General features: G+C 64.2%; 10 protein-coding genes. 6 read left to right on the top strand and 4 right to left on the bottom strand.

Annotated elements, in window-relative coordinates:
* Positions 1 to 119: 119 nt before the first annotated feature.
* The 3 genes from PMI42_RS37265 to PMI42_RS37255 form a co-directional block, all read right to left on the bottom strand.
* Complete coding sequence (locus tag PMI42_RS37265) at positions 120 to 1,346, bottom strand: ABC transporter substrate-binding protein (protein WP_008145241.1); 1,227 nt, start codon at positions 1,344 to 1,346, stop codon at positions 120 to 122.
* Positions 1,347 to 1,542: 196 nt separating this feature from the next.
* Positions 1,543 to 2,784, bottom strand: coding sequence for an ABC transporter substrate-binding protein (locus PMI42_RS37260; protein ID WP_008145239.1), 1,242 nt, complete (start codon positions 2,782 to 2,784; stop codon positions 1,543 to 1,545).
* 134 nt (positions 2,785 to 2,918) lie between these two features.
* The gene (locus tag PMI42_RS37255; protein WP_008145237.1) at positions 2,919 to 3,275 is read right to left on the bottom strand and encodes a DUF1304 domain-containing protein; all 357 of its coding nucleotides are present in this window, start codon (positions 3,273 to 3,275) and stop codon (positions 2,919 to 2,921) included.
* Positions 3,276 to 3,374: 99 nt separating this feature from the next.
* On the opposite strand from PMI42_RS37255, the gene PMI42_RS37250 reads away from it, so the two are divergent.
* Positions 3,375 to 3,905, top strand: a complete 531-nt coding sequence (locus tag PMI42_RS37250) for a methylated-DNA--[protein]-cysteine S-methyltransferase (protein WP_035968145.1) — start codon at positions 3,375 to 3,377, stop codon at positions 3,903 to 3,905.
* A 32-nt stretch (positions 3,906 to 3,937) separates the two neighbouring features.
* On the opposite strand, the gene PMI42_RS37245 is transcribed toward PMI42_RS37250, so the two are convergent.
* Positions 3,938 to 6,727 (bottom strand): [protein-PII] uridylyltransferase, encoded by a 2,790-nt coding sequence (locus PMI42_RS37245; protein WP_008145233.1) that lies wholly within the window; start codon positions 6,725 to 6,727, stop codon positions 3,938 to 3,940.
* Positions 6,728 to 6,915: 188 nt separating this feature from the next.
* Here PMI42_RS37245 and PMI42_RS37240 point away from each other — a divergent pair, with 188 nt between their 5' ends.
* The 5 genes from PMI42_RS37240 to PMI42_RS37220 form a co-directional block, all read left to right on the top strand.
* The gene (locus PMI42_RS37240; RefSeq protein WP_008145232.1) at positions 6,916 to 7,887 is read left to right on the top strand and encodes an aliphatic sulfonate ABC transporter substrate-binding protein; all 972 of its coding nucleotides are present in this window, start codon (positions 6,916 to 6,918) and stop codon (positions 7,885 to 7,887) included.
* Positions 7,888 to 8,124: 237 nt separating this feature from the next.
* Positions 8,125 to 8,970, top strand: coding sequence for an ABC transporter permease (locus tag PMI42_RS37235; RefSeq protein WP_008145230.1), 846 nt, complete (start codon positions 8,125 to 8,127; stop codon positions 8,968 to 8,970).
* A gap of 4 nt (positions 8,971 to 8,974) precedes the next feature.
* Positions 8,975 to 9,760: an ABC transporter ATP-binding protein gene (locus PMI42_RS37230; protein WP_008145228.1), complete on the top strand. Its 786-nt coding sequence runs from the start codon at positions 8,975 to 8,977 to the stop codon at positions 9,758 to 9,760.
* Positions 9,761 to 9,814: 54 nt separating this feature from the next.
* Positions 9,815 to 10,324, top strand: coding sequence for an OsmC family protein (locus PMI42_RS37225; RefSeq protein ID WP_008145226.1), 510 nt, complete (start codon positions 9,815 to 9,817; stop codon positions 10,322 to 10,324).
* A gap of 216 nt (positions 10,325 to 10,540) precedes the next feature.
* The coding region (locus PMI42_RS37220; protein ID WP_008145225.1) for a hypothetical protein at positions 10,541 to 11,161 on the top strand (621 nt) is incomplete at its 3' end.

Below are 11,161 nucleotides of genomic sequence, written 5' to 3'. Positions count from 1 at the left end.
GCCGGGCCGTCCCCCTTCGAGGCCCGCCGAAGAGGCGGGCACCTCAGGGTGACGGTGATGGAAACAAAAAAATCGGCGGCCCATAGGCCGCCGATCGCATTCCAGAATTCAAGCGACCACTAACCCGCCGGACCCGCATCCTCCAGGATCGGGCCGAACAGCTCCCAGCGTTCGCCGTTGAACTTCATCATCTGAAGCTGCTTGTTGACGCGATAGTCGGTCGGCGAGGTGTTGGCCTTGATGCCGGGCAGCGCGGTGTCGCTGACGACGTCCTTCAGCGAGGCCGCCTGCTTCATGACGTTCTCGCGCGTCAGGTCGTCGCCGCACTGCTTCAGCACGTGGACCAGAAGCTGCGCCGTGCTGTAGCCGTAGGTGTTGAAGTTCGAGTCCCTGTCACCATCAGGATAGTACTTCGCCATGAAGTCGAAATACCTCTTCAGGCCGGCGTCGTCCTTCCAGGTCGGATCGAGCGGTTCCTTGCCGTAATTGACGCTGATCAGGCCCTTGGCGGCATCGAGGCCAGCGGGCTTCAGCACCGCGCCGACCGAGGTGGCGTTGATGTCGACGATCTGCACCGGGTGCCAGCCCATCTCCGCGATCTTCTTGATCGCCTGCGCGGCCTGCTTCGGCGTGGTCGCACTGAAGAACAGGTCTGCGCCGGCATCCTTGATCTTGAGGACCTGCGAGTCGACGGTGGGATCGGACACCTCGTAGGAGGCTTCGGTCACGATCATCTTGGCGGCCTTGTCGCCGAGGCCGGCCTTGATGCCGTTCAGATAGTCCTTGCCGAGGTCGTCGTTCTGATAGAGCACGCCGATCTTCGCGTTCGGATGCTCCTTCAGAATGTACTGGCCGTAGATGCGGCCTTCGACGAAGTAGTTGGGATTGAAGCCCATGGTCCACGGGAAGTTCTTCGGATCGGTGAACCGCGAGGCGCCGGTCGCCGCGAACAGCTGCGGTACCTTCTTGGAGTTGAGATATTTCTGCACGGCCGCGTTCACGGGCGTGCCGATGATCTGGAAGGTCAGCAGCACCTCGTCGCTCTCGACGAGCTTGCGGATCTGCTCAACCGCTTTCGGCGGCGAATAGGCGTCGTCATACTGGATCAGATTGATCTTGCGACCGTTGACGCCGCCCTGGTCGTTGATCATCTTGAAATAGGCGGCCTGGGTCTTGCCGATCGACGAATAGGCCGAAGCCGGTCCCGAGAACGGCATGGTCTGTCCGACCTTGATCTCGGTGTCGCTGGCGCCCGGATCGTATTTTTTTTGGGCACTGGCCGTAGAGATCGACAGCGCCACGGTCAGCGCCGTTGCCGTGGCCAGATGCAGTATTCCATTCCTCATTCGCAGTTTCCTCAGTCTGTTATGGCCGGCGATCGCTCCGGAGCGCTTGTGCGCGCCGGACGTCACCGCTGAGGGCGAGTGTGAAGGAGGTGTTGCTGCGACGCAAGGCGGGAAGGTGGTCGCAGTTCGTAGGGTGGGTCACGCCGGCGGACTGCGCGTCGCGCAGCTGCGGGGCGACCCACCCTGCGAAGAGAGGCTAGCCCGACGGGCCGTTGTCCTCGATGATCGGGCCGAACAGCTCCCAGCGCTCGCCGTTGAACTTCATCATCTGCATCTGCTTGTTGACGCGATAATCGTTCGGGCCCGTGGTGATGTTGATGCCGGGCAGCGCCAGGCTCGGCGTGTAGCCCTTGATGCTGGCGACCTGCTTCATGACGTTCTCGCGCGTCAGGTCGTCGCCGCATTGCTTCAGCACCTGCACCAGCAGCTCGGCCACCGAATAGGCGTAGGTATTGACGGTGTTGAGCTTGTCGCCCTCGGGGAAATACTTGTCCATGAAGGCGAAGAAGGCCTTTACGCCGGCATCGTCCTTCCACTGGGGATCACCGGGATCCTTGCCGTAATTGGTCGAGATGATGCCCTTGGAGATGTCCAGGCCGGCCGGCTTCAAGGTCGCCGACACCGGGCTCGCATTGATGTCGAGGATGTGCACCGGGGTCCAGCCGAGATCGGCGAGCTTCTTGATCGCCTGTGCCGCGAATTTCGGTGTCGAGGCGTCGTAGAACAAGTCGACGCCCATCGACTTCAGCTTGACCACCTGCGAGTCCACCGTGGGATCGGTAACCTCGTAGGAGACCTCGCCGACGATCATGCTGGCGGCCTTGTCGCCGAGGCCGCTCTTGAGGCCCGCGAGATAGTCACGGCCCATGTCGTCGTTCTGGTAGAGCACGCCGATCTTGGCGTTGGGATGCTCCTTGAGAATGTATTTTGCGTAGATGCGTCCCTCGGACACGTAGTTGGGGTTATAGGCGATGGTCCAGGGATAGTTCTGCGGATCGTTGAAGCGCGCAGCACCGGTCGAGGCGAGGAGCTGCGGAATCTTCTTGCCGTTGAGATATTTTTGTACGGCGGCGTTCGCGGCGGTGCCGATCAGCTGGAAGGTGAACAGCACCTCGTCGCCTTCGACGAGCTTGCGGACCTGCTCGACGGTCTTCGGCGGCGAATAGGCATCGTCGTACTGGATCAGATTGATCTTGCGGCCGTTGATGCCGCCCTGATCGTTGATCATCTTGAAGTAGGCGGCCTGGGTCTTGCCGATATTGGCATAGACGGAATAGGCGCCGGAGAACGGCACGGTCTGGCCGATCTTGATCTCGGTGTCGCTCGCGCCGGTGTCGTATTTCTTCTGGGCGAGGGCTTGATTGAAGGGGACTTGGCTCGCGGAGAACGCGAAGGTGAGAGCCGCCGTGGCAGCTAGAAAGACTCTGCGATTGGTCATGTTGGGATGTTCCTCCTGACGGAATTTTCGGTCGACGGTCTTTTCCCGTTGCTCGTAACGGTTGCCATCGCTGCCGAAGATTGTGGAGGAAGGTACGGCGCCGCGCAAGGATCGCGGTGCCGCGCCCCGGCGTCTCAGGTGAAAAGCAGCGCAACCAGCGCGACCACAGCCGGCATAGCCTGGACGAGCAGGATGGTTCGGCTCGCGGTGGCCGCGCCATAGGCGCCGGCCACGATCACGCAGATCAGGAAGAATGCCTTGATCTGGAACGCGAAGGCCGGGTTGCCGTGCAGCAGGCCCCAGATCAGGCCGGCGGCCAGGAAGCCGTTATAGAGCCCCTGGTTGGCCGCCATCACTTTCGTGATCGCTGCCTTCTCGGGCGTGTTGTGAAATATCTTCAGGCCGAGTGGCTTGTCCCAGAGAACCATCTCCAGGATCAGGAACAGGATATGCAGGACGGCGACCAGCGCCACGAAGCCATTGGCGATCATGATCAAGTTGAGCTCCCCCCAAAAGCGTCAGCTTTCGGGTGGACGATAGCATATCCGGCATGGCACGTGCGATATGTGTTCCGATGCAATGGTGTCGCAATGGCCGGTCGATCAACCAGGACGTCCGTGAGCTTCGGTCTCGATCGGCTGGCGACGCCGATCGGGATTGCCCTGCTCGTCACCGACGCCGAGGGTGCGCTGCGGGCGCTCGACTGGGAAGATTACGAGCACCGCATGCGCGAGCTGTTGCGCCTGCACTACGGCGCGGTGGATCTCGGCGATCGGCCTGCGCCGACGGCGATGCGAACTGCGCTGTCGGGCTATTTCGAAGGTGATATCGGCCAGCTCGCTGCCATCTCATGGCGTATCGCCGGCACGTCGTTTCAGCAGAAGGTCTGGACGGCCTTGGCGAACATCCCGGCCGGCACCACGATGAGCTACGGCGCGATGGCCGCAAGGATCGAGATGCCGAAGGCGATTCGGGCCGTCGGCCATGCCAACGGCTCCAACCCGATCAGCGTGGTGCTGCCGTGCCATCGCCTGATCGGCGCCGACGGCTCGCTGGTGAAGTATGGCGGCGGCCTCGCGCGCAAGCGCTGGCTGCTGCGGCATGAGGGGGTGGAGGTTTAGGTCTCGCGCGCCCCCCAAACCGGCGAAGAAAGTCACGCCGCCGGCTGGACCGCCTTGTCGCCGGCCATCACATGGGTCAGCGCGCTCTTGATCGCGGACTGGCGCGTCGGCGCATTGATCTGGGCGCCGAGGAGATCGGTGACATAGAACACGTCGCGGGCGCGTTCGCCGAAGGTCGCGACATGGGCCGAGGCGATGTTGAGGTTGAGCTTCGAGATCGCCGTGGTCAGCTCGTAGAGCAGGCCGGGGCGGTCGAGCCCGGAGACCTCGATCACGGTGTAGCGGTCGGACCATTGGTTGTTGATGGTGACTTCCGGCTCGATCACGAAGGGCCGCGCCTTGCTGCGCACCGTGCGCTTCGCCACCACTTCGGGCAGGCGCAGCTTGCCTTCCAGCACGTCCTCGATCATCTCGCCGATGCGGGTGGCGCGCCGTCCCTCGTCCTCGTCGCGATCGTATTCGCGCGAGATGGAGATCGTGTCGAGCGCGCGGCCGTCGGTCGTGGTGTAGATCTGGGCGTCGACGATGTTGGCACCGGCCGAGGCACAGGCGCCCGCGATGATCGACAGCAGCCAGGGATGGTCGGCGGCGAAGATGGTGAGCTCGGTGACGCCGCGCACCTCGTCGAAGCCGACATTGATCGCGAGCTTGTGGCCGGCCTGCTCGCTGGAGCGGACGAAGCGGGCGTGGCGGATTTTTCGCGGCAGCTCGACCTTGAGCCAATAGGCCGGATAGTGCCGGCCGATATAGGCATCGAGCTCCTCCGCCGGCCACTCGGCGAAGGCGTGCCGGAATTCGGCGTAAGCGGCGGTGAGGCGCTTGCCGCGATCGACCTCCGAGAAGCCGCCGGTCAGCACCGGCTCGGTCTCGTAATAAAGCGAGCGCAGCAGCTGCGCCTTCCAGCCGTTCCATACGCCGGGGCCGACGCCACGGATATCGGCGGTGGTGAGGATCGTGAGCAGCTTCATCTGCTCGACCGATTGCACCACGGCGGTGAAATTCTCGATCGTCTTGCGGTCGGAGAGGTCGCGCGACTGCGCGACCGTGGACATGGTCAGATGCTCTTCGATCAGCCAGGCCACGAGCTCGGTGTCGGCAGGGCTGAAGCCGAGCCGCGGGCACAGCCGCCGCGCCACCTTGGCGCCGGCGATCGAGTGATCTTCCGGGCGGCCCTTGGCGACGTCGTGCAGGAGCGTGGCGATGTAGATCACCGAACGGTGCTCCGGCCGGATCTTGCGCATCAGGTCGCTCGCCACCGCGAATTCCTCGATGCCGCCGCGCTCGATGTCCTGGAGGAAGCCGACACAACGGATCAGATGCTCGTCGACGGTGTAGTGATGATACATGTTGAACTGCATCATCGAGACGATCTTGCCGAAGGCGCGGATGAAATGGCCGAGCACGCCGGTTTCGTTCATGCGCCGCAGCACGATCTCGGCATTGTCCGAGGTCAGAATCTCCATGAACAGCCGGTTGGCTTCCGGGTTCTCGCGCATCTGCGCGTTGATCAGGCCGAGCGAGCGCGTCACGTCGCGCATCGCGTCCGGATGGAAGGCGAGGTTGTTCTTCTGCGCCAGGCGGAAGATGCGGATCAGATTGACCGGGTCGTGCTTGAAGACGTCTGGTGCGGCGACGTTGATGCGATTGTTGTCGACGATGAAATCGTCGCTGTCGGGCACGCGCCGCTTTACCTGTGTCGGGCGCAGCCGCGCCATCATCCGGCTCAGCACCGGCGCGGGCTTGGCCTGCTGGTCCTCGAGCTTGGCGCAGAGGATGGCGGTGAGGTTGCCGACCTCCTTGGCGACCAGGAAGTAGTGCTTCATGAAGCGCTCGACGTCCTGCATGCCGGGATGCGAGGTGTAGCCGAGCCGGACCGCGATCTCGCGCTGGAGGTCGAAGGAAAGGCGCTCCTCGGGGCGTCCTGAATAGAAGTGCAGATTGCAGCGCACCGACCAGAGGAAATCGGCGCAGCGGCGGAAGGTGCGGTATTCCTGCGCGTCGAACACGCCGCGCTCGACCAACTCGTCGGTGTCGCGGACGCGGTAGACGTATTTGGCGATCCAGAACAGCGTGTGCAGGTCGCGCAGCGCGCCCTTGCCGTCCTTGACGTTGGGCTCGACCAGATAACGCGACTGGCCGCCGCGGCGGTGACGTTCTTCGCGCTCGGCAAGCTTGGCGGTGACGAATTCAGACGCCGTGCCCTGCACCACTTCCTTGTCGAAGCGCTCGACCAGCTCGTCATAGAGCGGCCGGTCGCCGGTGAGGAAGCGCGTTTCCAGGATCGCGGTGCGGATGGTCATGTCGCCGCGCGCCTGGCGGATCGATTCATCGACCGAGCGCGTGGCGTGGCCGACCTTCAGCCCCATGTCCCACAGGCAATAGAGGATGGCTTCGGCGACCTGCTCGCCCCAGGCGGTCTGCTTGTAGGGCAGGATGAACAGCAGATCGATGTCGGACTCGGGCGCCATCAGGCCGCGGCCATAGCCGCCGGTCGCGACCACCGCCATGCGTTCGGCGCCGCTCGGGATCGGCGAACGGTAGAGATGGCGCGTCGCCGCCGAATAGAGGATGCGGATGATCTCGTCCTGCACATGGCACAGCCGTTCGGCGCAGCGCCGCCCGTGACGGTCTTTCAGCAGGATCTTCTGCGCCGCAGCACGTGCGGCGATCAGCTCGGCCTTGAGCAATTGCGCGGTTGCGGTGCGGAACGCGTCCTCGCGGCCCTCATGCTTTTCGGCAAGCGCATCGACCGCGGCGGTGATCCGCGCGGTGTCGAAGCGATCGTCCACCTCTGGCTTCTGCTCAGTCGCGACGCTGTCCATGTCTCACCGGATATAAGAGGTGACAGGCGCTGTCACCCGCCATTCTCGGGCAATAGTCGTTCCATGCTGGAAAGTGGCGGCTTCGGGCAAATCTGTTCTCGGCCGGCGCGCTTTCAAGGGGCGGATTTTCTCGTTGACCTCTAGATATAACTCATTGAAAAACAATGAAGTTTTGGAGGAGGCTGGGCATGACGGTGATTACACGACGCATTCTATTGGCGGGAGCCGTGGCGCTCGCATTGACTCCCTCCGCACGGGCGGCGGATCCGCTTAAGGAAATCCGCATCGACTGGGCGACCTACAATCCGGTGTCGCTGGTGCTGAAGCAGAAGGGGCTGCTTGAGAAGGAGTTCGCCAAGGACGGCATCACAATTACCTGGGTGCAGTCGGCCGGCTCCAACAAGGCGCTCGAATTCCTCAACGCCGGTTCGATCGATTTCGGCTCGACCGCGGGCTCGGCGGCGCTGGTGGCGAAGATCAACGGCAATCCGATCAAGTCGATCTACGTCTATTCGCGCCCCGAATGGACCGCGCTGGTCACGGGCAAGGATTCCAGGATCGCAAGCGTTGCTGATCTCAAGGGCAAGCGCGTCGCGGTGACGCGCGGCACCGATCCGCACATCTTCCTGGTGCGCGCGCTGCTGGGTGCAGGCCTCACCGAAAAGGACATCACGCCGGTGCTGCTCCAGCACGCCGACGGCAAGACCGCGCTGATCCGCGGCGACGTCGATGCCTGGGCCGGGCTCGATCCGATGATGGCGCAGGCCGAGGTCGAGGAGGGCGCCAAGCTGTTCTACCGCAAGGCCGACGCCAACACCTGGGGCATCCTCAATGTGCGCGAGCAGTTCCTGAAGGACTATCCGGACGCCGCCCGCCGCGTGCTCGCGGTGTACGAGGAAGCCCGGAAATATTCTTTGGCCAATTACGACGAGCTGAAGAAGACCTTCATCGCTGTCACGAAGCTGCCCGAGGCGGTCGTCGACAAGCAGCTCAAGGAGCGCACCGAGCTCACCCACAGCCGGATCGGCGCGCCCCAGCGCGAATCCATCCTCGCCGCCGGCCTCGCGCTGCAACAGGCCGGCGTCGTCGACGCCAAGGTCGACGTAAAGGCGACGCTGGATGCCCTGATCGACGACCAGGTCCCGCTGCCGACGAATTAGGTTCGCACGGAAGAGGCATGCGCGGGCAACAAACTCCACCGTCGTCCCGGGGCGCGAAGCGAGCCCGGGACCCATAACCACAGGGAGTGGTTGTTGCACGAAGGTGGTCACTCCGAGTCCCCATAACCACATCGTCCTGTGGTTATGGGCCCCGGATCTGCGCTTCGCTTGTCCGGGGCGACAACCGAGATTGCGCACGCCCTTGCATTCCCACACAAGACGCGCTTCCTACCGGCCATGATCTCCGACGCGCCAGTTCTGCAACAGACTTCGGAACCAGCCGAAAGCGCCGCTGCGCCGTCGCGCGTTGCCCGTTATGTACGGCCGCTGCTGGGAGTGTTGCTGCCGCTGACCCTCGCGCTCGGCTGGGAGCTCGTGGTGTGGTCCGGCTGGTCCAACGGCCGGCTGGTGCCGCCGCCGTCGCGCGTCTTTGCCACCATCATGGAGCTTGCCCGCTCCGGTGAGCTCATCCGCCACATCGCCGCGACGCTGTGGCGCGTCGGTCTCGGCTTCGCGTTCGGCGTGGTCGCGGGCACGCTGCTCGGTGCGATCTCCGGCTATTGGTCGCTGGCACGGCGGCTTCTTGATCCCACAGTACAGGCCTTGCGCGCGATCCCGTCGCTCGCCTGGGTGCCGCTGTTCATCCTCTGGCTCGGCATCTTCGAGACCTCGAAGATCGCGCTGATCGCGGTCGGCGTGTTCTTTCCGGTCTATTTGGGCGTAATGGGTGCGATCCTCATCGTCGATCGCAAGATCGTCGAGGTCGGGCGCACCTTCCGCCTCTCCGGCCCGGCGATGATCCGCCGTATCCTGCTGCCCGCGGTGCTGCCGGCCTATGTCGTGTCCTTGCGCGTCGGTCTTGGTCTTGGCTGGATGTTCGTGGTGGCGGCCGAATTGATCGGCGCCTCCGAAGGCCTCGGCTATCTCCTGCTCGACGGCCAGCAGCTCGGCAAGCCCGCGCAGATCCTCGCCGCCATCGTGATCTTCGCCATCCTCGGCAAACTCACCGACTGGCTGATCGAGGTGGCCTCGGCGCCGTTCCTGCGCTGGCAGGACGCCTTTGGCCGCGCGAAGGGAGCTTGAGGCGATGCTGGCGCTTGACCGGGTCAGCAAGACCTATCCTAACGGCGTGCAGGCACTGGCGCGCTTCTCCGCCGAGATCCGCCAGGGCGAGATCGTCGCCATCATCGGCGGCTCCGGCTGCGGCAAGTCCACGCTGCTCCGCGCCATCGCCGGCCTCGACCGCGCCAGCTCCGGCACGGTGATACTCGACAGCGAAACGATCGCTTCGCCGCACGCAAAAATCGGCATCATCTTTCAGGAACCGCGGCTGCTGCCCTGGCTCAGCGTCGCCGACAATATCGGCTTTGGCCTTGCCGATCTGCCCGCGGCGGCGCGGCGCGAGAAGGTGGTGCGCGCGCTCGAGCGCGTCGGGCTTGCCGACAAGGCGCAGGCCTGGCCGCGCGAGCTCTCCGGCGGGCAGGCGCAGCGCGTCGCGATCGCGCGGGCGCTGGTGCCGCAGCCCGAGGTGCTGCTGCTCGACGAGCCGTTCTCCGCGCTCGATGCCTTCACCCGCAGGGATCTTCAGGATCATCTGCTCGACCTCTGGGCCGATACGCGGCCGACGCTCGTTCTCGTCACCCACGACGTGGACGAGGCCGTGGCGCTGGCCGACCGCGTGCTGGTGATGCGGCCGCGGCCGGGCCGGCTGTTCGACCAGATCGAGATCAATCTGGGTCGGCCGCGCGACCGCAATTCGCCGCTGTTCGAGAATTTCAAGCGAAGTGTGCTGACGTCACTCGACCGCTCGCTCGACCGCAGCGTGCCTGACCGTGACGCAACCCAGGGTCCCGGTCAGGCCATGTGGTGGTGACAATTTCTCTCTGAGCCGGTACATCGAAGAGCAATTTTCCCGGGAGAGAACGAGATGGACGCCGCCGAACTGCGCCAGATGCAGGCCCCGATCAAGGAACGCTACAAGACCGATCCCAAGACCGCGCTCATCACGCTGAAGGCGAAGGGCTCGACCGACAGCGAAGGCATCGCCTGCAAGGTCGAGACCGGCCGCGCCATCGCGATGGCTGGCCTTCATCCCGCCACCGGCGGCTCCGGCCTCGAGCTTTGCTCCGGCGACATGCTGCTCGAGGCGCTGGTCGCCTGCGCAGGCGTCACGCTGAAGTCGGTTGCGACCGCGATCGAGGTGCCCTTGAAGACCGGCAACGTCTATGCCGAGGGCGATCTGGATTTCCGCGGCACGCTCGGCGTCGACAAGGAGACGCCGGTCGGCTTCGCCGAGATCCGCCTGCGCTTCGAGGTGGACACGCCGGCGCCGCAGGACAAGCTCGACCTGTTGCTGAAACTGACCGAACGCTATTGCGTGGTCTACCAGACCATCAAGAACGGCCCGAAGGTTTCGGTGTCGATGCAGCGCATGTGACGCGAAGCCGCTGCTCAAGAATCGGCGTCATCCCCGCGAAGGCGGGGATCCATAGTCCCGGGCCATAGTGATTGTGGACGGTCACAGCTCCAGCTCTTGAATCACTAAGGCCTGTGGTTATGGATTCCGGGCTCGCGCTTCGCGCCCCGGAATGACGGACAGAGTTTCGCTCCCACCCGGATCTGCGCTGCGCTTGTCCGGGATAACAAACAAAAAATGTCCCCCGACCTCCACTTCATCCTGTTCCTTCTCCTGCGCATGGCGATCGCTGCGGCGTTTGTCGTGACGGCTTCGATCATCACCGAACGCTCGGGCCCCGTGATCGGCGCGCTGATCGCGACCCTGCCGGTGTCGGCAGGTCCCTCCTACGCCTTCCTTGCGCTCGACCATGACGCCGGCTTTATCTCCCAGGGCGCGCTGGCGAGCCTGCCGATCAACGCGGCGACGATCTTCATGTGCCTCACCTATGTCGTGCTGGCGCAGCGGCGCAGCATGCCGGTGAGTTGCGGAAGCGCATTTGTGGTCTGGATCGCGATGGCCTCGATCATCCGCCAGTTCGACTGGTCCCTCACCGCCGGGCTCGCAGCGAACCTAATCGCGTTCGGCATCTGCATTCCGCTGCTGGCGGGCTATCGCGACATCAAGATGCCGCTGGTGACGCGCCGCTGGTACGACGTCCCGATGCGGGCCGCGCTGGTCGCGACTCTCGTCGCCATCGTGGTCTCGACCTCCAGCTGGGTCGGGCCCCGCATCAGCGGCATCATCGCGCTTTATCCGGTGGTGTTCTCCAGCATCATGGTGATCCTGCATCCGCGCATCGGCGGTCCGCCGACAGCC

Origin of the sequence: Bradyrhizobium sp. YR681, assembly GCF_000282615.1 — a bacterium.
GTDB lineage: Bacteria > Pseudomonadota > Alphaproteobacteria > Rhizobiales > Xanthobacteraceae > Bradyrhizobium.
Note: the sequence above shows the minus strand (reverse complement) of the source record. Positions and strands in the feature narration are given on the sequence as shown.

Bases quoted from the DNA above. Each gene is read 5' to 3' on its own strand.
- PMI42_RS37265 (WP_008145241.1), bottom strand. From the start codon at position 1,346: ATGAGGAATGGAATACTGCATCTGGCCACGGCAACGGCGCTGACCGTG.
- PMI42_RS37260 (WP_008145239.1), bottom strand. From the start codon at position 2,784: ATGACCAATCGCAGAGTCTTTCTAGCTGCCACGGCGGCTCTCACCTTC.
- PMI42_RS37255 (WP_008145237.1), bottom strand. From the start codon at position 3,275: ATGATCGCCAATGGCTTCGTGGCGCTGGTCGCCGTCCTGCATATCCTG.
- PMI42_RS37250 (WP_035968145.1), top strand. From the start codon at position 3,375: ATGGCCGGTCGATCAACCAGGACGTCCGTGAGCTTCGGTCTCGATCGG.
- PMI42_RS37245 (WP_008145233.1), bottom strand. From the start codon at position 6,727: ATGGACAGCGTCGCGACTGAGCAGAAGCCAGAGGTGGACGATCGCTTC.
- PMI42_RS37240 (WP_008145232.1), top strand. From the start codon at position 6,916: ATGACGGTGATTACACGACGCATTCTATTGGCGGGAGCCGTGGCGCTC.
- PMI42_RS37235 (WP_008145230.1), top strand. From the start codon at position 8,125: ATGATCTCCGACGCGCCAGTTCTGCAACAGACTTCGGAACCAGCCGAA.
- PMI42_RS37230 (WP_008145228.1), top strand. From the start codon at position 8,975: ATGCTGGCGCTTGACCGGGTCAGCAAGACCTATCCTAACGGCGTGCAG.
- PMI42_RS37225 (WP_008145226.1), top strand. From the start codon at position 9,815: ATGGACGCCGCCGAACTGCGCCAGATGCAGGCCCCGATCAAGGAACGC.